Raw genomic sequence first — 18,777 nt, 5'->3', positions numbered from 1 at the left:
TCGCTCGCAAGCTCGCTCATGCCAGAAGCTCCTGATAGATCGTGTTCAAGCGGTCCGCCTGCGATTCCCACGTCCAGCCGGGCAACGGGCTGTCCGGCCCGTCGTAGACCGCCCGGTAGCGCTTCGGGTCCGCGAGAATAGCGCGGACCGCCCGAGCCAGATCGGCCGCGTCCCGGGCCCGGAACACCTCGCCCTGCCCGGTGGCGCGAACGGTTTCGGCCATCGCCTTCACATCGCTCACCACGATCGGCAGCCGCGCGTGCGAGTACTCGAAGAACTTCGTGATCAGCGCGATCTCGTGGTTCGGCCAGTGGTGGATCGGGATCACCCCGATGTCGGCGGGGGCGAGGAAACGGAACACCTGGTCGGCCGGGACATAGGGGACGGCGTGCACGTTGCCCTTCAGAAGGGCCCGGATGTGCGGCGCCGACGGATCCTGCACGACCAGTGCCAGATGCACCCCCGGGAGGGACGGCAGCGCCTCCACGATCGTGTCCAGGCCACGCTGCGGGCTGGACGAGCCGCTGTAGACCAGCAGCGGCGTCCCGGGCCCGATCCCGCACAGTTCACGCAGGTCAGGCACGTTCTCGTCGGCGGTCCGGGCCGGCGCGTTCAGCACCACACCCGGCTTCCGGGCCAGGTTGTGCTCGTTCTGCAGCAGATCGGCGAGAGCATCCGAGACGGTCACCACCGCATCCGCGTACGGCACGTACTCGCGCTCGTAGGCCAGATGCGCCGGCAGCCAGCGGGCGTTGTCACGCCGCGGCCGTGCCCCGGGAAGGAACTCGTGCGCGTCCCAGACCAGCTTGACGTTCCGCCCCGCCTCGGCCGCCCGCTGCTTGGCCCGCGCACCGACGCCCAGCATCCGGAAGTCGTGGGCGTGGATCAGATCCGGGGCCAGCTCGTCGATCACCTTGCCGAACGCGCGCTCGTAGTTCCACAGCCCGGGCTCGAGCCGCCGCCAGGCGCGGTCGCCCTCCTTGCCCAGCCAGTAACGGACCTGCGCCCGCTCGACCGGCCGGCGCGCCTTGCGGGCCATCGCGAGCGGCAACCCGCCCCGCTCGACCAGCTTGCGCTTGAGGCCACCACCGCCACCACCGCCGGAGGAGCCGCCCCCCATCGGCAGCAGGCGCACCTCGGCGTCACCTATCCGCCAGCGGTGCTCGGCGCCGTCGGGCGAGCAGCCCAGCAGGGTTACGTTCCAACCGGCTTCGGCCGCCGACCGCGCGGTCTTCTGGACCCGCGAATCGCCGTGCACCCCGTTGTCGACGAGCATGACAACCTTCATGATGGCGCGAGTGTACGGTCACCCCGACCCTCGGAGATCAAGAAGGGTCCCCGTACGAAGCTCTCGTTCACCCGACCCCCCTCCCCGGATGAGTATGAACATCACCTACCTGGCTCTCGGGACGCGGCGACTCCGCGCTGCCGCTGCCCACACCGCCCGGCTCGCCGCCGAGGGCCACACCGTCACTCTCGTCCGCACCGACGATCCGGCCTGGGACACCGTATCCGTCGCGAAGTCCGTCGAGCTGCGGCCGGTGACGTCCCGCGCCGAGGCCCGGCGGCTGGCCGGGAAGGCCGAGGTCACCTACGCGGGTGACGCCGAGGCCCTCGCCGCCGTCTACGGCCTGGACGTGCGTCTCGAACCTTCCCCCGAGCCGGACCGGCAAACCGCCCCGGCCGATCTCGCCGTGGTCACGCCCTGGTATCCGTCGCCCGACGACCCGTTCGCGGGCGCGTTCGTCCGCTCGTCGACCGGCGCGGTCCGCGACCGCTTCGCGCGCGTCTCCGTGCTGCACACCCAGAGCTGGTTCTACCCCCCGGGACGCCTGCGCGGCCAGTTGCTCGGCGTCGCCGCGGAGCGCCAGGCGGTCCGCTCCGGCAATGCGGTCGTCCTCGACGAGCCGGAGGCCGAGGTGACCAGGGTCGCGGTTCCCACCCCGGCCGGGGGCGACTATCTGGCGTACGGCGATGAACAGACCGCCGCCCTGAGAGCCGCCCTCCCTACCGGCCGCATCGAGGCCCCGGTCGTGCACGCGCACACCGGCATCATGGCCGGGGTGGTGGCCGCCCGGCTGGCCCGCCCCGACGCCCGGGTCGTGGTGACCGAGCACTCCACGTTCCTGGCCAAGGTCTTCGCCCAGCCCGGTGCGCAGCGCCGGTACGCCGAGATGCTGGACCGCGCCGACGCCCTGCTCTGTGTCAGCGAGAGCCTGCGCGCGCAGGTCGCCGGCTACTTCCCCGGACACGCGGCCAAACTGCACGTCGTCCCGAACGTGATCGACTTCAGCACGTTCACCGTCCGCCCGTCGCCGCCCACCGCCCCGAACCGCTGGCTCTACCTGGGTCGTCTCATGGAGCACAAGGGCGTGCTGACCCTCATCGACGCGTTCACCCGGCTCGCCGCCGAGGACCCCGCGCTGACTCTGACCCTGGTCGGTGCCGGCCCGCTCGCCGCCGAGATCGACGCCCGGGCCTTGGCCGCCAGGCTCACCGGCCGGATCATCCGGCGGGCCCCCGTCGAGCCGGAACAGGTCTCGGCGCTGCTGCACGAGCACGACGTGCTCACCCACGCCAGCGTGCGGGAGACGTTCGGCATGACGATCGTCGAAGCCCTGGCCACCGGCACCCCGGTCCTGGTCGCCCTCAGCGAAGGCCCGGCGGAGACGCTGGCCGGGCTGCACGACACCGCCGGGGCGGTGTTCGCACCGACCACCGACCCGGGCGTGATCGTCGAGGCGTACCGCCGGTTGAAGGGCCGCTGGGCCGAGCTTGACCTGACCGGCGCGCGGGACACGCTCAACGACCGTTACGGGCGGGACGCGGTCGCGGCGCGGCTGGCCGAGGCGTACTCCGGCGGCCACACCGGCGGCGCCCCGATGCCCCTCCCGGCCCGCCGCAACGGCACCGGATCACCGTTGCCGGAGGCCACCGCCCGCGCCGCCCGCCGCATCGTCCGCAAACTCACCTGAGGACGGAGCCCCTGCCCGGCGGTTTCCTCACCGCGGTCGTCCGCGTGGGCGACACCGTGCGGCGCCTGGAGGTGATCACCACCGCTTACGGCCTGACCTCCCGCGCGGGCCTGATCGACACGGTCCTGTGGTGGCAGGACCGCTGCGGCACCGGCATCGCCGCCGGAACGGTCCTGTGGTGGCAGGACCGCTGCGCCACCGGCATCGCCGCCGGAGCCGACGCCGGTGACCCGGTCATGGTCCACCTCGTCGGCTCCGGTGCACTCGACGAGGTCCGCGCCGCCCACCGCTGGACGATCACCCACCACGACCGGCCGGCACGCTGACCGGATCGACCGACGGTCGCCGGACGCCGTCATCTGCCGAGGTGAGCGCGTCGCCCATGAACAGAACCTAGACGGGCGGGCCAGCGTGCGACGCCGTGGGATCGGCGACGAGTTGCCACGCGCTGACGCCGATCCGGCCGGTGCTGCCCAGGTCGAGGCCGCCGTCCGGGTCGATCACCTGTACGGGCCGACCGGCCAGCGGGGCGACCTCCAGGTGTCTCACGGTCACCGGCCCCTGGCTGAGGTCGTCGTAGGTGTTGCGCCAGGCCACGACGAAAGCCGCCTGCTGGCCGGGTTTCAGCGTGACCGGCTTCGGCGGCGCGTCCCAATCCGGGTTCGGCCCGGTGATCTCGCCGACGCCCTTCAGTACCTTCACGTCGAGGGCCGTGCGGTCCTCGTCGAGCGACCGCACCACCGGATACCCGTCGATCGTGTACGTCCCCTTGCCGCAGTTGGTCAGGGTGATGCCGAGCACCCGCAGGCCCGCCGCCGCGTCGCCGGTCCCCACGGCCGCGCGCACGCCCTCGGGCGGGCAGCCCGCCGCCGTCGGCTGCGGACTGGCCGCGGCGCCGGGAGCTGAGCTGGGCACGACGCTGTTCGACACACCGTCAGCGGCCTCGACGGTCCCGGTGGAGCGTTCCTCCCCTGGTCGCGCGCACCCGGCGAGCAGCACGGCGAGAGCCGTCACGGCGGCGGACAGGTGGAGCCGGTTCACGATCACCGGGCCCATCCTGCCCGCTCGCTGCAACTCCCGTCACGCCGTGTAGAGGTCTCCGATCGCCTCGGCGTACCGGTCGTGGACGATCCTCCGCCGCAGTTTCAGCGTCGGCGTCAGCTCGCCGCTCTCCGGCGTCCACCCGTGCGGCAACACGTGGAAGCGTTTCACCTGCTCGGGCCGGGACAGCCGCGTGTTGGCGGCGGCCACCGCCGTGGTGATCTCGGCAAGCAGGGCCGGGTCGGCCGACAGTGCCGGGAGTGACGTGTCCGCGATGCCCTGTCGCGTGGCCCAGAGCGGCGCGGTCTCCTCGTCGAGGACGATCAAGGCGGTGACGTACGGCCGCCGGTCGCCGATCGCGACGGCCTGCGCGATCAGGGGGTGGGCGCGGAGCAGGTTCTCGATCTGGGCCGGGGCGATGTTCTTCCCGCCGGAGCTGATGATCAGTTCTTTCTTCCGGTCGGTGATCGTCAGGAAGCCGTCGGCGTCGAGTGTGCCGACGTCCCCGGTGGCCAGCCATCCGTCGGCGTCGGTGACCGGCGCGACGCTGCCGTCCGGCTGGAGGTACCCGGCGCAGACGAGCGGCCCGCGGACCAGGATCTCCCCGTCCTCGGCGAGTTTGAGTTCCATGCCGGGGTTGACCCGGCCGACCGTCCCGGTCCGGAACCGGCCGGGCGTGTTGATCGTGGCGGTGCCGGTGGTCTCGGTCATGCCCCAGACCTCGAGCACGTCGATGCCGATCCCGGCGAGGTAGAGCAGCACGTCGACCGGGATCGGCGCCGCACCGCTGCCCGGCCAGACGACGTTGTCCAGGCCGAGCCGCGCTCGCAGCGGGCGCAGCACGCGGGTGTCGACGAGGTCGAGGCGGGTGCGCAGCTCGGGCGGGACGGGTTGCTCGGCGCCGCGCAGCTTGTACGCCCGCAGCGCCACCTCGCGGGCGGTCTCCACCGTGTTGCGCACGGCCGGTTCGGCGCCGGCGAGTTGCGCCTGGATGCCGGCGACCATTTTCTCCCAGATCCGGGGCACGCCGAAGAACGTGACGGGCCGTACGCTGACCAGCCCGGCGAGCAGCTGCGCGGGGTCGGGGCAGATGGTGACGTGCCCGGCGCGGTAGATCGCGTTGTAGACGCCGAGCATTCGTTCGGCGATGTGCGCCAGCGGCAGGTACGCCAGCGAGGGCGCGTGATCCGGCGTCTCGACGGTCGCTTCCAGGACGACGGACTGGTAGATCACGTTCGCGTGGGTGAGCACCACGCCTTTGGGGTCGCCGGTCGTCCCGGACGTGTAGAGCAGCGTGACCGGCTGCTCGGGCCGGATCTCCCGCCATGCCTTCTCGAACGCCTCCGGGTCGGCCGGGCGCGCGGCCACCTCGGCCAGGCCGACCAGCCGGTCGCCGGTGAGTTTCTCGTCGAGCACGATCACGTGCTCGATCTCCGGCAGCGCGGCGAGGGCTTCGCCCCAGCGGGCGAGCTCGGCCTCGCCCTCGAGCACGAGTATCTTCGCCCCGCTGTGCCGGGCCACGTAGGTGAGCTGCGACGGGGCGAGCGTGGCGTAGACGGTGGACGGGATGGCGCCGAGGTGCACGGCGGCGAGGTCGACGATCCAGTGCTCGGGCCGGCCGGACATCATGATCAGCATGCGGTCGCCGGCGCCCAGCCCGAGGCCGGCCAGCCCGCGGGCGAGCCCGGCGACCCGGTCGCGCAGCTCGCGCCAGGTGAGGGTGCCAGGGACGCCCAGCGTGCTCAGCGCGGGCAGGTCACCGAACTCGGTGGCATTGCGGTGCACCAGGACGGGGACGGTCAGCCCTCGAGCGGTGTCGGCGCACCGTCGGGCAAGGGAGGGATCCACGGTTGCCTCCTTCAGCTTCCGGTCGGAACAGTAGACGGTGACCGACGTCACGTGAAGAGTCTCTTTTGGAGAATCGCACCCTTGACAGGAAGCAGAAATACAGGAATAAGTTAATCCGGAATCACATACCGACGGTGACCGGTGGGACGCCGCGATGGTCACCGAGGCGTACGTGTGCTCGGCGCCGGGATGACGGGCGCGGGCATCGCCGACGTGCGCGCGCGGGCCGGGCTGGACGTCGTACTGAGAATGTCTCGGAGGAAGCGGCCCGGCGAGCCGGCCGCCCGGTACAGCGACCGGTTCACCCCGCCCCCGCTGCTGCTCGAGAAGGCCGAGGAGGGATCACTCTTCCGCTGAGTGCACCCAGTCCAGCGAGATCGTGCCGAACCCCGGGCAGTCCTGCTCGCGGTGCTCCTCGTGGTGGCTCATCCACAGCACCACGTCGAGCACCCGCAGCAGGCTGAGCCTGGGCGGCAGTTCGGCCCGGGTCCGCAGGGCGGCGAGTTCGCCCCGCAGTCGCGCCCCGTCGCCGGCCAGCCGGTCGTGCAGCCGCAGCCACACCTGCTGCGGCCGGCCGTAGAGACAGCGGATCACCCGGTCGTAAACCGGGATCAGGTGCGGCCGTTTGCGCGCGATCAGCTTGCCGGCCCGCACGAACCCGACGTCCGGCCGGTCGCGCAGCAGGCTCCACGCCTCGGAGACGGCGCTCTGGTTGCCGACCTGTTTGCGGGCGTCGCGGGTGCCCAGTTCCAGGTCGGTGGGCACCCGCGCGAGCAGCTCGGTCATCTGCCGGCCGAGCTCGCCGTCGAGCAGCGCGAACATGGTCTCGGCCGGGATCACGGCGGAGAGCGCCTGGACGGCGAGCAGATCCTCCGGGGTGATCACGTCGCGCACGGCGGGCTGGTCCCCGCCGTCCGCGAACGCGTCGAAGCGGCGCCCGGTGTACCGCCGCTCCCCCGTCTCGGCGAAGTAGGCGGCGAGGTCGCCGGGCGCCCGGTCAGCCCGGACGACGTCGAGCAGGTCAACGGCCATGCCTGTTTATAGCGTTTTTCTACGGCCGCATCTCGTACGCGCCGACGAGCGCCAGCACCTGCTCCCACACCGCCGCCGTCCGGGCCTCGTCCGCGACCGGCCGCCGCACCTGCGCGAGCGCCCACGCCGCTTGCTCGTCGGTGGTCGCCGTCTTGCCGTGCAGGTCCGTCGCGTACTGGCTGAAGTCGCGCACCAGCACCGCGAAGATCTCGTCGAGCAGGTATGCGTCGGCGCCCTTCTCCAGGATCAGCTGTCCGTAGACGATCAGCGCGAAGAGGTTGCCGACCGAGAGCAGGAAGTCGAGATCCTGGTACTGCTCCTCGGCGATGCGCAGCTCGCAGAACCCGTCCGCCTGCTGCCGGAACCGTGCCACGTTCGGCAGGTGCGCGTACCGGTCGTAGACCTCGCGCCAGTCGTGGAACCTGATCGCCCCCAGGCCGCGCGCCGGCCCCTGCCGGAACAGGAACTCGTCGTCGGCCGCGTCCCTGCGTTCCGGTACCGGCTCGTAGTCAGCCGCGTTGAACAGGTAGTTCGGCATGAACTTGAGGATCAGCGCGAGGTTCACGTGCACCGTGCCCTCGAGTTTGGGCAGGCCACGGATGTCCATCGCGGCCTTGTCGAAGTAGGTGTCGGCCTCGAAGCCCTTGGCCGCGATCACGTCCCACATCAGGTCGACGACCCGCTCGCCCTCGGTGGTGACCTTCATCTTGGTCATCGGGTTGAAGAGCAGATAGCGGCGGTCGTCCGGCCCGGCCGAGCGGAAGTAGTCCACGGCCCGGTCACTGAAGAGCTTCATGGCCATCAATCGGACGTACGCGTCGGACAGCTCCCGCCGCACGTGCGCGAAGTTCGTGACCGGCTTGCCGTACAGGATGCGCTGGTGCGCGTGCGTGACCGCCTCGTACATGGCGTGCTCGCAGATGCCGATCGCGGCGGTGCACAGGTTGAACTTGCCGATGTTGACGGTGTTCAGCGCGGCGTCGAACGCGGCCTGCCCGGTGTGCAGGACGTCCTCCTCCCGCACCGGGTAGTCGCGCAGCTCGAACGTGCTGACGTACATCTGCTTGTTCACGACGTTCTTGATCAGGTGGTAGCCGGGGTGCCGGCTGTCGGCCTTGAAGAACACGTAACCGTCGTCGGTCCGGCCGAACACCGAGACCAGGCCGGCGACGTTGCCGTTGCCGATGTAGTACTTGGTGCCGTTGGCGACGTACCCGGAATCGGTCTTCGTGAGGACCATGTCGGTGGAGTAGATGTCGGCCCCGTGCGCCCGCTCGGACAGCCCGAACGCCATCACGTGCCCCTCGTCGAGCAGCCGGGCCGCGTGTTCCCGCGCATCGGCGTTGGCGCTCTGCCAGACCGGCCCGAGACCGAGAACGGTCACCTGCCAGACATACCAGTAGTCGAGGCCGTAGAAGCCGAGGATCTCGCTGAGCACGGCGTTGCGCGCGGTGTCCCAGCGTTTGTCGCCGCCACCGGGCGTCAGGAATGTGGCGAACAGCCCCTCCTCGGCCGAGAAGGCGAGGAAGTCGTCGTACCAGGAGCGGTTGATGTAGCGCTCGATCAGCGCTTTCTTCCCGCGTTCCTCGAAGAAGCCGACAGTGGCACGCAGCAGCCGGCGCGTCTCGTCGTCGAACTGCGCGAAGTCGGCCGTGTTCGGGTTGAACAGCACTGTTCAGGCTTCCTCTCGAAGGGTGGTGAGAACGTCGTCGAGCCAGTCGAGGAGCATCCGCTCGTAGGCGATGCCGCCGCGCAGCACGACGTGCTGGAGGCGCTCGCCCTCGGTGAGGTCACTTCCGGAGAAATCGCGTCTTTCTCCGGCGAGGTAGCGCGTCAGCAGTTCTACGTGCTCGGCGCGATACCGCACCACCTCGTCGATCAGCGCCGCCCGCCCGTCCGCGGAGTCGAACGCCGCCCCGCGCACCTTCACGGCCAGGTCGTGCCGCACCGCCTCGGGCTGCACCGGCTCGCGCAGCCAGCCGGTGAGCACGTCGCGACCGGCCGGCGAGACCGAGAAGTCCCGCTTGTCCGGCCGGCCGTCCTGCCCGACGTCGACGGCGGTGACCCAGCCGTCCGCCTCCATCCGCTTCAGCACCCGGTAGATCTGCTGGTGGGTGGCGGTCCAGAAGCGGCCGATGGACCGCTCGAAGCGGCGGGCCAGCTCATATCCCGACCCGGGCCGCTCCAGCAGGGAGACCAGGATCGCGTGCTCCAGCGCCATGCCCGCATCTTGCTATGCAACTCGTTGCATAGCAAGCGGTCAGGCGGGCTTGACCTCCACCGGAATGCCGTTGAGCACCGCGTTGCCGGAGAGCGGATCGACGATCAGCTCGTCGGTGAGGATGTTCGAGTTCACCCCGGCGTGCTCGGCCGCCACCGCCATCCGGGTGCCGGGCCGGTCGTGCCCCCAGCCGTGCGGCAGGCTCACCACGCCCGGCATCACCCGGTCGGTCACCTCGACCGTCGCCGCCAGCGACCCGGCCCGCGAACTGACCGCGGCCGCCATCCCGTCGGCCAGCGTCAGCCGGTCCGCGTCCAGCGGGTGGACCTGCAGAGTGCATCGCGACCGGCCCTTCACCAGGGCCGGGACGTTGTGCATCCAGCTGTTGTTCGAACGCAGGTGACGGCGACCGATGAGGACCAGCCCGGGGCGCGGCCGGTCCAGCGCCGCGCGCAGCCGGGCGACCTCCTCGACCAGCGGCGGGGCGCACAGTTCGATCAGGCCGCTCGGCGTGCGCAGCACCTCCGGGATCCTGGGCCGCAGCGGGCCGAGGTCGACGCCGTGCGGGGCCGCGATCAGGTCGTTCAGCGACAGGCCGTACGCACCGGACCGCAGCGCCACGTCCAGCAGCCGCTCCGCCGGACCGTCCCCGGACGCCTCCGCCAGCCCGGCCTTCTGCAGCGCCTGGGCCAGCATCCGCTCGTGCAGCACGGCCGGATCGGCGCCGGCGCCCTGACCGGTCACGATCAGGATCAGACGGGCCAGGATGTCGACCTCGTCCATGCCACCGGGGTCGGCCGGGAAGATCGGCGGGGAGTACGCCGCGAAGTTCCGCACCGCCAGGGCCAGGAACGAGAAGTCGTAATGCCCCTTCTGCGTGGCGTCCATCGGCGGCAGGATCACGTCCGCGTGCCGGGTCGTCTCGTTCAGATACGGATCGACGCTGACCATGAAGTCCAGCCCGGCCAGCGCCCGGTCGAGCCGCCCGCTGTTCGGCGCCGACAGCACCGGGTTCCCGGCGACCGTCAGGAACGCGCGGACCTGCCCCTCCCCCGGCGTCTCGATCTCGTCGGCGAGGGTCGCGACCGGCAGCTCGCCCTTCACCTCGGGCAGCCCGCGCACACGGCTGCGCCAGCGCCCGGTCGTGAACCCCTTCCCACCCGGCTTCGCCGCCGGTCGCAGGTGCGCGCCCAGCGGGAACATCACCCCGCCGGGCCGGTCCAGGTTGCCGGTCAGCACGTTGATCACGTCCACCAGCCAGCTCGTGAGCGTGCCGAACTCGACCGTGCACGTGCCGATCCGCCCGTACACCGCGGCGGTCGGGGCGGCCGCCAGCTCACGCGCCAGCCCGCGCACCCGCTCGGCCGGCACGTCGCAGATCCCGGCCACCGCCTCCGGCGCGAAATCAACGGCAAGACCTTGAAGATCATCAACCCCTTGCGCGTACGCCGTGAGCCGCCCCGGATCGACCAGCCCCTCCGCGAACAGCGTGTGCACGATCCCGAAGAGCAGGAACGCATCCGTCCCGGGGCGGATGAACAGGTGCTCGTCGGCGTGCTCGGCGGTCCGCGTCCGGCGCGGGTCGACCACCACGAACCTGCCGCCGCGCGCCTGGATCGCCTTGAGCCGGCCCGGGAAGTCCGCAGCCGTCGCCAGACTCCCGTTCGACTCCCACGGGTTGGCGCCGAGCATCAGCAGAAAATCGGTGCGGTCCAGATCCGGCACCGGGATCGCGAGCGGGCTGCCGAACAGGTAGCCGCACGACACGTGCTTCGGCATCTGGTCGACCGTGCTGGCGGAGAAGACGTTCCGGGTGCCGAGCGCCTTCAGCAGGGGCGTGATGTAGAGGCCACCGGCCATCGTGTGGACGTTCGGGTTGCCCAGGTACGCGGCGACGGCCTGACCGCCGTGCGCCTCGACGATCGGCCGCAGGCCGGCCTCGATCACCGCGAACGCCTCGTCCCAGGAGACCTCGACGTGCTGCCCGTCCCGGCGCACCAGCGGCCGCCGCAGCCGGTCGGCATCGCCGGACAACTGGCCGAACGTCGCACCCTTCGGGCAGATGAAACCGTGGCTGAAGACGTGGTCACGGTCGCCGCGCACGGCGGTCACCGTGTCCCCGGCAACGCCGATCTCGAGGCCGCAGGCCGCCTCGCAGAGCGGACACGTGCGGTACGCCGTGCGATTCACGTCCACCATGACGTCTCACCAGCCTTCCAGCCGTTGTTACCCACGAGTATCAACGGCTGGCGGGCCGAGTCAACCCGCGCGGCGCGCCGGGCCGGCTGCGGCCCCCGCGCGGGTCGGTGCGACGTGGAAGGACCCGGCGAACACCGTGGCCAGCACGGCGGCGACGATCAGCACCACCGCGGCGACGCGAGGCCCGGGACGGAGTCGCCGCCGGACGTTCGGAACGATATGAGTACGAGTACTCATGAACGTGAGCGTACGAGCCGAGATCGTGAGTACATGCACGAGCACGACACCGAACGGGCGGCCGCCGAGCCGCCCCGGCGACGCGACCCGGTCTATGCCGCGGCCACCCGGATGCTGGCGTTCGCGCTGGCCCCGGCGGCGGCCCTGGCCACGCCCGGCCGGGCCCGGCAGACCGCCTGCCGGTGGGCGCTGGCCGCGCGTTTCCCGGCCGAGAGCCTGGACGGGCTCCGCCCGGACGCACGCGCCGCGTTCGAGGCGGCCCGTACCCGCGCGCTGTGGGAGCACGGGGTGCTGCTCGGTCTGACGTCCGGCTACCGCGACCGGGACACGCAGACCGCGCTCTACCTGGCCGAGGTGCGGCGCTGCGGGTCGGTCGCGGAGGGGCGGCGGTGGGCGCTTCCGCCGGAGGAGTCGCGGCACGTCGCGGGCACGGCGATCGACGTGCGGCCCACGGAAGGGGCACGGTGGCTGGAGCGGCACGGGGCGCTGCACAGCCTCTACCGGGTGTACGACAACGAGTGGTGGCACTTCGAGTACCGCCCCGGCGGTCGTCCCCCGCGCCTGCCGCACCCGGGTGTCCGCGACCGCCGCCTCCTCCGGCTGGCCGAGTCGGTGACGCATCTCGATCTGACATGCTCAGCCGCGTGAATGCGTCATGGTCCGGGCGGTGGCCGGCACTGCTGGCCGGTCTGAGCGGTTGTCTCCTGCTCGCCTCCGCGCCCACGACCGAGGCGACCGGTCTGCCGCTGTTCGCGCTGTCCGGCGGCGGTCAGGAGTACCACGGCACGGGATGGGTGCTCGCCGTCGCCCCGATCGCAGCGGTCGGGCTGTCGTTGCTCCTGTTGCGCTGGTGGCCGTTCCTGATCGCGGTCGCCGGTCTGACCGCCGGCTGGGAGGCGGTCGCCCCGGCCGGCACGGGCGGCTACGTCGTCGGGCTGAGTGTTCACTACGTCCCGCAGGCAGCGGCGCTGATCGGCGTGCTGGCGTGCGCGCAGAGCCTGCTGCGGCGTGGGGCGCCCGGGCTCGGCGCGATGATGGCCGGACTGGCGCTGGGCGCGCGGGTGCTCGACTCGGCGCTGCCGGGTTCCGAGACGTACTACCAGCCCTATTCGTATCCGTCCGCACGGTCGGCCCTGATCTGGGCCGGTCTGGCCGGCGCTCTGGTGGCGCTGGTGCGGCTGCACCGGGTGGACGCGCAGGCGGCCGGACCGCCCGGCGGCACCCGGCAGCGGTGGCGGGTGCCGCTGGCCGGAACGCTGGTCATGGCGCTCGCCCTCCCGCTGTCCCGGCTGTCCACCGCGGAGGTCGCCGCGCTGATGGGCGTGGACGCGTTCACGCTGCAGCGGCACCCGTACGCCCAGGTGGCGATGATCGGCGCGATCGCCCTGGTGCTGGCGACCGGGCTGGCGGCCCTGGCCGGGCTCCGGTCGCTGGGCGGTGCGCTGACCGTGGCGACCCTGCAGGCGGCCGTGGTGACGCCGCTGGGGCTGGCTCTCTACGCACTGAGCCGGACCGACCTGGCCTGGAAGGGCGCGCTCGCCGGGGTGGTGCTGGGCGCTTCGGTCGTCCTCAGCCGGTGGCGGGTGGCGGTGGCCGGCGGGCTGACGGTGGCCGCGGCCACCGCGATGTTCATCGCCTATGCCGCCACGACCGGTCACCCGGAACGGATCGCCGAGCGCCAGCGGGTCGTCCCGGCCCTGGTCATCGAGGTGCTGATGACCGCGGCGGCCGTCGCGGTCGTTGCCGCGGCGGCCCCGTCCCTGGCGCCGCGTGGCTCGATCCCGGCCGTGCTCGGCCCGCTGGCCGGCGTGATGGCGGGGGCCGGGTGGCAGACGTTGCAGGCCACCTACGTGGAGGCTGACGGGCTGCCCCGGTCGAGCACGTTGAACGCGCAGTCGCACCTGAACACGTCGGCCCTGTTGACGCTGGTCGCGGGCGCCGCGGTCGGCGGTCTGGGCGTCGCCCACTACCTGGCCGAACGCTGGGCCGAACGCAAACGCGCCGAGCAGATCCGCCGCGAGGCCGCCGCCGCCGAGCGGGACCGCCTGGCCCGCCCGATCCACGACGGCGTCCTGCAGGTTCTCGCCATGGTCCAGCGGCAGGACGGCGGTTCGCAGTTGGCCGCGCTCGCCGGTGAGCAGGAGGCGGCCCTGCGCCGGCTGCTGGCCGGTGGCGGCACGCTCGTGCCGGACGGGCCGGCCGGCGGCCGGACCGACCTGCGGGCGGCGCTGGCCGCGCTGGCCGTCCCCGGCGTCGAGGTCGCCACGCCGGCCGAGGCGGTGCCGCTGGCCGGGCCGAAGGCGGAGGAACTGGTCGCCGCGGTGCGGTCGGCCCTGGACAACGTGCGGCGGCACGCCGGCGACGGGGCGCGGGCCTGGATCCTGCTGGAGGACGAGACCGACGGCGTCCGCGTCACCGTGCGCGACGACGGCGCCGGCATTCCCGCGGGTCGGCTGGCCGAGGCGGAACGCGACGGGCGGCTCGGCGTCGTCCAGTCGATGCGCGGCCGGATCACCGATCTGAAGGGCACGATGACGATCGACAGCCGCCCGGGGGACGGCACCGAGGTCGAGTTCTGGCTGCCCCGATGAACCGTTACCGCCTCCCGGCGATCGTCTCCGGTCTGAGCGGCTGCCTGCTGCTCCCCGCGGCGCCGTTCGGAGCGAGCACCGGGCTGGCGATGATCCCGGCCGCCGGCAACAGTTACTACTACGGCATGCCGGCCGGGCTGGCGCCGCTGGTGATCGGCCCACCGCTCGCCGCGATCGTGCTGAGCCTGCTCATGCTGCGCTGGTGGCCCTACCAGCTGCTGGTGGCCGCACTGCTGAGCGGTCCGCAGTTGCTGATCGAGTTCGGCGTCCTGCCGCGCGGGCTCGGGGTGCTGGTGTTCCTCACCGGCCCGATCACCCACGCGTTCGCGCTGATCGGGGTGCTGGCCTGCGCGCAGGCCCTGTGGCGGGGTGGTGCGCACCGCTGGGGCGCGACGATGGCCGGTCTGGCTCTGGGGTTCCGGCTGCTCGGCACCGCGTTGATCGGCAGCGGCAGGCACGTCGGTGCTGCCTACGTCGTCGTGCTGTGCGGCGGCCTGGTGGTGGCGACGTTCGGGCTGCTGGCGTTCGCGTGGCGGGTGCAGTGGGCCGACCGGGAGAACGCCGACCCGCGGGCCGGCGGGGCGCAGTGGCCCCGGATCCGTTCCGCCGTCGTCACCGGCCTTGCCCTGTTCACGATCATCCCGCTGTCACAGGTGTCGCGGAAAGACGCGGCCGGCCTACTCGGTCTCGACCCGGGTGAGCTGGCCGGTCAGCGGTACATCCTGGCGGCTCTGGCCGGCGTCGCCGGTCTGGTCCTGGCGCTGGGGATCACGGCCGCCGCCGGGCTGTGGTCGTTCGGTGGTGCGCTCACCATGACGCTCGCCCAGACCGCGCCGGCGGCGCCGCTGCTGGTGATCTACTTCGCGCTGGCGGAGAACTCCACCGCCCGATGGCTCGGTGCCCTGGCCGGGGTCGCGCTCGGTCTCGCCGTCACCGCCTCCCGCCGGCCACCCGCGGTGGCCGGTGCGCTGTGCGTGGCCGCCGCGCTGTCGCTGTTCGTGGCCGACGCGACCACCGGCGGCGCCGGGCATCTGATCGGCACGCAGCATCGCACCGTCCCCGCCGTGATCCTGCTGGTCCTGGTCGTGGCGGCGGTGACCGCGGTGGCCGTCGCGGTCACCCCCGTGCTGGCCGAGCGGCGCTCTCTGCCGGCGGTCCACGGGCCGCTCGCCGGGCTGATGGCTTCCGGGCTGGTGCAGGCGCTGGAGGCCACCTACCTGGAGGCGGACGGCCAGCCGGCGAACGACACGTTGAACGCCGCCGAGCACCTTCCCACCACAGGGTTGGTGCTGCTGGTCACGGCGGCGGCCGTCGGTGGGCTGGGCGTCGCGCGGCACCTTTCCGAACGCTGGGCGCAGCGCAAGCACGCCGAGCAGATCCGTCACGAGGCCGCCGAGGCGGAACGCGTCCGCCTGGCCCGGCCGATCCACGACGGCGTACTGCACATTCTTTCGCTCGTGCAGCGGCAGGAGAGCGACGCGCGGCTGGCCGAGCTCGCCGGGCAGGAGGACGCGGCCCTGCGCCGGCTGCTGCGCGACGAGACTTAGGAGAAGCCCTGCTCGATCGCGTAGCGGACCAGCTCGGCCCGGTTGTGCATCTGCAGCTTGCCGAGAGTGTTCTGCACGTGGTTCTGCACAGTGCGGTGGGACAGGACCAGGCGCTCGGCGATCTGCTTGTACGACAACCCCTTCGCCACCAGCCGCAACACCTCGGTCTCCCGCTCGGTCAGCCGTGGGCCGCCCGGCTTGCGGTACTCGCCGAGCACCAGCCCGGCCAGCCCGGACGTGAAGATCGGCTCGCCCTCGGCGGTCCGTCTCACCGCGTCCAGGAACTCCTGCCGCCCGGCCGACTTCACCAGGTACCCGGTGGCGCCGGCCTTCACCGCGTCGAGCACGTCGCGCTGCTCGCCGCTGGCCGAGAGCATCAGGATCCGCACGTCGGGCAGGATGTCGCGCAGGCCGCGGATCACCGCCACGCCGGGCAGGTCCGGCAGTTGCAGGTCGAGCACGACCACGTCGGGCCGGGCCGCCGGGGCCACGCGCAGCGCCTGCTCGCCCTCGCCGACCGCCGCGGTCACGTGGTAACCGGCCTCACCCAGATCGCGGGCCACCCCGTCCCGCCACATCGGGTGGTCGTCGACGACCATCACGCGCACCGTCACGTACGTCAGATTAACGGCGGCCGATAAAAACGGTGTCAGGGCGCCTGACCGTCCGTACCCACGCGGGTAGTCCTTCCGGATGCACCAGGGGCGGTCGTCGCTCAGCCGACACTCCGTCGTCACCGGACCGGCTCACACTTGGCGCATGGGCGTCGACCTGGGAGGAATCGAGTTCTACGCGGGTCCGCCGGTGCTGGGCGGGCCGGACGACCTGGACGCTGTCATCCGCACGTTCATCGACGGCGCGACCACCCGCCTGCTGGTCGCGGTGCAGGAGCTGGACTCCCGGCTGATCGCCGGTGCGATCCTGGCCGCCGAGGCGCGCCGGGTCCGGACGCAGATCATCCTGGAGGGCGACTATCTGCGGGAGGCGAAGCCGCTGCTCGACCCGTGGGTCGCCGGCGGGGAGAACGAGGGCAACCGGGCGATCCACGCGGCGCTGCTGCGAGCCGGGATCGACCTGGTCACCGACCTGAACCCGAACATCTTCCACCAGAAGTTCATCGTCCGTGACCCGGGGAAGCCGACCGCGGCGGTGCTCACCGGCTCGGCCAATTTCACGCACACCGACACCGGCACCAACCCGCCGGACGTGCTGGACAAGCCGGGCAACAACCTCAACCACGTCGTCGTGCTGCACGGGAGGCCGGCGGCTGACCTCTACCTCGCCGAGTTCGAGCGGCTGCGCTCCGGGACCTTCGGTGACCTGCACGAACGTCACGAGCCGAAACCGCGGGAGTTCCGCCTCGGCGGGATCCGCGTCAAGCCCGTCTTCGCGCCCGAGCAGGGCCCGGAGATGGAGATCATGAAGCAGATGCTGAAGGCCTCGTCGCGGGTGGACTTCGCGATGTTCACGTTCGCGCAGTCGTCCGGCATCGACGACACGATGGCCGTGATGCTCAAGGGCGGCATCCCGGTCCGCGGGGTCCTGGATCGCGGGCAGGGCTCGCAGAAGTGGGCCGCGACCGAGTTCCTGCGCGAGGCCGGGGCGCAACTGTTCGAGAACACGCCCGGCAACGGCGTCCGCAAGATCCACCACAAGTTGATGGTGATCGATCAGCAGCTCACTGTCGTCGGCAGCTTCAACTACACCGCACCGGCGGCCACCCTCAACGACGAGAACATCGTGGTCCTCGGCGACCTGGAGGAAACGGATCAGAACGCGATCGCGGCCCAGAAGCGGCTCGCCGGTTACGCCTCGGCGGAGATCGACCGGATCATCGCGGAGCTGTCCCGCCCCGCCTGAGATCCATGTCTGCGGAGGGGAATGTGCTCGGCGACCTGGGCCGCCCGGTCGGCCTGATGCTGGTCGCAGTCCTGCGCTCGACCACTCGTCACCGGAGGAGGTCGCGGTCGCGCACCACATGATCGCCAACGGGCAGCGCGGCGCATACCGCCGCGCCCACGCCCGGTTCAGTGAATTCTTCACCGGTCTCGATCTCGTCGAACCGGGCGTGACGATCGTCTCCGACTGGCATTCCCCCCGTGCCCGCGCAGCGGCGTCCCGCCGCCCGGGAGGTCCCGATCCACGGCGCGGTTGGCCGCAAACCCTGAACTTCCCTAGAGTGGGCGGTCGGGCGTCGCGGCCGCGGTGTCCGACCGGCAGGGAGGGGACGGCACGATGCGCAAGTTCGTGGCCGGAGTCACGGCCATGATGACCGCGCTGGCGCTGGCAGCCTGCGGCGGCAAGAGCGACGAGCCGTACTTCGTGAGCCAGGGCTCCTCGGCCGCCCCGGTCACCACCTCCGACGCGCCCGCCCCCGCACTCGAGGCCACGGGCAGCGCACCCCCGGCCGCCACGCCGAGCAGCGCGTCCCCGTCACCGTCGGCCACCACGAAGAAGAACCTGAAATACGTCTTCCCGGTCGTCGGCAACAACTCGTACGCGCGCACCCACCACGACTACCCGGCCAGCGACATCATCACCAACTGCGGAAACACCGTCCGCGCGGTCACCGACGGCACGATCCTCGTGGTCAACCGCGTCGACAGGTGGAAGGCGTCGGTCAACGCCGGCGACACCCGCGGCGGCCTGTCGATCTCTCTGCTCGGCGACGACGGCGTGCGCTACTACGGCTCCCACCTGTCGAAGATCGACGCCAAGGTCCAGGTCGGCGCGCGCGTCACCGCCGGCCAGACCATCGGCAAGATCGGCGACACCGGCGACGCCAGCGCGTGCCACCTGCACTTCGGCATCTCCCCGCCGTGCGCCAAGGTCGGCGACTGGTGGACCCAGCGCGGCGCGATCTACCCCTGGCCGTACCTCGACGCGTGGAAAGCCGGCACCAACAAGTCGCCGGTCGCCGCGATCAAGAAGTGGCAGACCGCCAACGGCTGCCCGAAGAAAGCTCCCGCCGGCGCCTGACCCCTTGACGATCACGTTCTTCAGGTCCCCTCTCCGCCGGGGTCACCCTCCGCCGCTCCCGCGGGGGCCCTTCCGGGCTTCGCAGGGCCGTGGCCGGCCCTGAACGC

General features: G+C 71.9%; 18 protein-coding genes. 9 read left to right on the top strand and 9 right to left on the bottom strand.

Annotated elements, in window-relative coordinates:
* Window positions 1-16 precede the first annotated feature (16 nt).
* Window positions 17-1,276, bottom strand: a complete 1,260-nt coding sequence (locus ACH442_RS15615) for a glycosyltransferase family 4 protein (protein WP_396339007.1) — start codon at window positions 1,274-1,276, stop codon at window positions 17-19.
* A gap of 100 nt (window positions 1,277-1,376) precedes the next feature.
* Here ACH442_RS15615 and ACH442_RS15610 point away from each other — a divergent pair, with 100 nt between their 5' ends.
* Both ACH442_RS15610 and ACH442_RS15605 read left to right on the top strand, forming a co-directional pair.
* Entirely contained in the window at window positions 1,377-2,975 is a 1,599-nt protein-coding gene (locus ACH442_RS15610; RefSeq protein ID WP_396338688.1) for a glycosyltransferase family 4 protein, read from the top strand.
* 44 nt (window positions 2,976-3,019) lie between these two features.
* Window positions 3,020-3,301 carry a hypothetical protein gene (locus ACH442_RS15605; RefSeq protein ID WP_396338687.1) on the top strand — a complete coding sequence of 94 codons (282 nt, stop codon included), beginning with the start codon at window positions 3,020-3,022 and terminating at the stop codon, window positions 3,299-3,301.
* 67 nt (window positions 3,302-3,368) lie between these two features.
* Here the strand turns inward: ACH442_RS15605 and ACH442_RS15600 are convergent, their stop codons facing one another.
* Window positions 3,369-4,022, bottom strand: coding sequence for a DUF4232 domain-containing protein (locus ACH442_RS15600; protein ID WP_396338686.1), 654 nt, complete (start codon window positions 4,020-4,022; stop codon window positions 3,369-3,371).
* Window positions 4,023-4,055: 33 nt separating this feature from the next.
* A complete protein-coding gene (locus tag ACH442_RS15595; RefSeq protein ID WP_396338685.1) occupies window positions 4,056-5,864 on the bottom strand; it encodes an AMP-dependent synthetase/ligase in 1,809 nt (602 codons plus the stop codon).
* 141 nt (window positions 5,865-6,005) lie between these two features.
* Between ACH442_RS15595 and ACH442_RS15590 the strand changes: the two genes are divergently transcribed.
* Window positions 6,006-6,221, top strand: coding sequence for a 3-hydroxyacyl-CoA dehydrogenase NAD-binding domain-containing protein (locus ACH442_RS15590; RefSeq protein ID WP_396338684.1), 216 nt, complete (start codon window positions 6,006-6,008; stop codon window positions 6,219-6,221).
* Here ACH442_RS15590 and ACH442_RS15585 read toward each other — a convergent pair.
* The 5 genes from ACH442_RS15585 to ACH442_RS15565 are packed head-to-tail and all read right to left on the bottom strand — an operon-like array spanning window position 6,207 to window position 11,553.
* Window positions 6,207-6,896, bottom strand: a complete 690-nt coding sequence (locus ACH442_RS15585; protein WP_396338683.1) for a DUF6308 family protein — start codon at window positions 6,894-6,896, stop codon at window positions 6,207-6,209. The two genes, ACH442_RS15590 and ACH442_RS15585, sit on opposite strands and share 15 nt — an antisense overlap.
* Before the next feature lie 19 nt (window positions 6,897-6,915).
* The gene (locus ACH442_RS15580) at window positions 6,916-8,568 is read right to left on the bottom strand and encodes an acyl-CoA dehydrogenase (protein ID WP_396338682.1); all 1,653 of its coding nucleotides are present in this window, start codon (window positions 8,566-8,568) and stop codon (window positions 6,916-6,918) included.
* 3 nt (window positions 8,569-8,571) lie between these two features.
* The gene (locus ACH442_RS15575) at window positions 8,572-9,117 is read right to left on the bottom strand and encodes a PadR family transcriptional regulator (RefSeq protein WP_396338681.1); all 546 of its coding nucleotides are present in this window, start codon (window positions 9,115-9,117) and stop codon (window positions 8,572-8,574) included.
* Between the two features lie 39 nt (window positions 9,118-9,156).
* Entirely contained in the window at window positions 9,157-11,316 is a 2,160-nt protein-coding gene (locus tag ACH442_RS15570; RefSeq protein WP_396338680.1) for a molybdopterin oxidoreductase family protein, read from the bottom strand.
* Window positions 11,317-11,376: 60 nt separating this feature from the next.
* The gene (locus ACH442_RS15565) at window positions 11,377-11,553 is read right to left on the bottom strand and encodes a hypothetical protein (protein ID WP_396338679.1); all 177 of its coding nucleotides are present in this window, start codon (window positions 11,551-11,553) and stop codon (window positions 11,377-11,379) included.
* Between the two features lie 33 nt (window positions 11,554-11,586).
* Here ACH442_RS15565 and ACH442_RS15560 point away from each other — a divergent pair, with 33 nt between their 5' ends.
* The 3 genes from ACH442_RS15560 to ACH442_RS15550 are packed head-to-tail and all read left to right on the top strand — an operon-like array spanning window position 11,587 to window position 15,691.
* Window positions 11,587-12,201: a D-alanyl-D-alanine carboxypeptidase family protein gene (locus ACH442_RS15560; RefSeq protein ID WP_396338678.1), complete on the top strand. Its 615-nt coding sequence runs from the start codon at window positions 11,587-11,589 to the stop codon at window positions 12,199-12,201.
* Window positions 12,198-14,144: a sensor histidine kinase gene (locus tag ACH442_RS15555; protein ID WP_396338677.1), complete on the top strand. Its 1,947-nt coding sequence runs from the start codon at window positions 12,198-12,200 to the stop codon at window positions 14,142-14,144. The genes ACH442_RS15560 and ACH442_RS15555 overlap by 4 nt, the downstream gene beginning before the upstream one ends.
* Window positions 14,141-15,691, top strand: a complete 1,551-nt coding sequence (locus ACH442_RS15550; RefSeq protein WP_396338676.1) for a hypothetical protein — start codon at window positions 14,141-14,143, stop codon at window positions 15,689-15,691. The genes ACH442_RS15555 and ACH442_RS15550 overlap by 4 nt, the downstream gene beginning before the upstream one ends.
* Here ACH442_RS15550 and ACH442_RS15545 read toward each other — a convergent pair.
* On the bottom strand, window positions 15,688-16,290 hold the full coding sequence (locus ACH442_RS15545; RefSeq protein WP_396339006.1) for a response regulator: 603 nt from the start codon (window positions 16,288-16,290) through the stop codon (window positions 15,688-15,690). The two genes, ACH442_RS15550 and ACH442_RS15545, sit on opposite strands and share 4 nt — an antisense overlap.
* A 160-nt stretch (window positions 16,291-16,450) precedes the next feature.
* On the opposite strand from ACH442_RS15545, the gene ACH442_RS15540 reads away from it, so the two are divergent.
* The 3 genes from ACH442_RS15540 to ACH442_RS15530 are packed head-to-tail and all read left to right on the top strand — an operon-like array spanning window position 16,451 to window position 18,670.
* Complete coding sequence (locus ACH442_RS15540) at window positions 16,451-17,551, top strand: phosphatidylserine/phosphatidylglycerophosphate/cardiolipin synthase family protein (RefSeq protein WP_396338675.1); 1,101 nt, start codon at window positions 16,451-16,453, stop codon at window positions 17,549-17,551.
* Window positions 17,460-17,960 (top strand): SAM-dependent methyltransferase, encoded by a 501-nt coding sequence (locus ACH442_RS15535; RefSeq protein WP_396339005.1) that lies wholly within the window; start codon window positions 17,460-17,462, stop codon window positions 17,958-17,960. The genes ACH442_RS15540 and ACH442_RS15535 overlap by 92 nt, the downstream gene beginning before the upstream one ends.
* A complete protein-coding gene (locus ACH442_RS15530; RefSeq protein ID WP_396338674.1) occupies window positions 17,927-18,670 on the top strand; it encodes a M23 family metallopeptidase in 744 nt (247 codons plus the stop codon). Before ACH442_RS15535 ends, ACH442_RS15530 begins: the two co-directional genes overlap by 34 nt.
* Window positions 18,671-18,777: the final 107 nt, after the last annotated feature.

This window comes from Actinoplanes sp. NPDC020271, assembly GCF_044388125.1.
Taxonomy (GTDB): domain Bacteria; phylum Actinomycetota; class Actinomycetes; order Mycobacteriales; family Micromonosporaceae; genus Actinoplanes.
Note: the sequence above shows the minus strand (reverse complement) of the source record. Positions and strands in the feature narration are given on the sequence as shown.

Coding starts and splice junctions, on each gene's coding strand:
- ACH442_RS15615 (WP_396339007.1), bottom strand. CDS start 1,276: ATGCTCGTCGACAACGGGGTGCACGGCGATTCGCGGGTCCAGAAGACC.
- ACH442_RS15610 (WP_396338688.1), top strand. CDS start 1,377: ATGAGTATGAACATCACCTACCTGGCTCTCGGGACGCGGCGACTCCGC.
- ACH442_RS15585 (WP_396338683.1), bottom strand. CDS start 6,896: ATGGCCGTTGACCTGCTCGACGTCGTCCGGGCTGACCGGGCGCCCGGC.
- ACH442_RS15575 (WP_396338681.1), bottom strand. CDS start 9,117: ATGGCGCTGGAGCACGCGATCCTGGTCTCCCTGCTGGAGCGGCCCGGG.
- ACH442_RS15570 (WP_396338680.1), bottom strand. CDS start 11,316: ATGGTGGACGTGAATCGCACGGCGTACCGCACGTGTCCGCTCTGCGAG.
- ACH442_RS15565 (WP_396338679.1), bottom strand. CDS start 11,553: ATGAGTACTCGTACTCATATCGTTCCGAACGTCCGGCGGCGACTCCGT.
- ACH442_RS15560 (WP_396338678.1), top strand. CDS start 11,587: ATGCACGAGCACGACACCGAACGGGCGGCCGCCGAGCCGCCCCGGCGA.
- ACH442_RS15550 (WP_396338676.1), top strand. CDS start 14,141: ATGAACCGTTACCGCCTCCCGGCGATCGTCTCCGGTCTGAGCGGCTGC.
- ACH442_RS15545 (WP_396339006.1), bottom strand. CDS start 16,290: ATGGTCGTCGACGACCACCCGATGTGGCGGGACGGGGTGGCCCGCGAT.
- ACH442_RS15540 (WP_396338675.1), top strand. CDS start 16,451: ATGGGCGTCGACCTGGGAGGAATCGAGTTCTACGCGGGTCCGCCGGTG.
- ACH442_RS15530 (WP_396338674.1), top strand. CDS start 17,927: ATGCGCAAGTTCGTGGCCGGAGTCACGGCCATGATGACCGCGCTGGCG.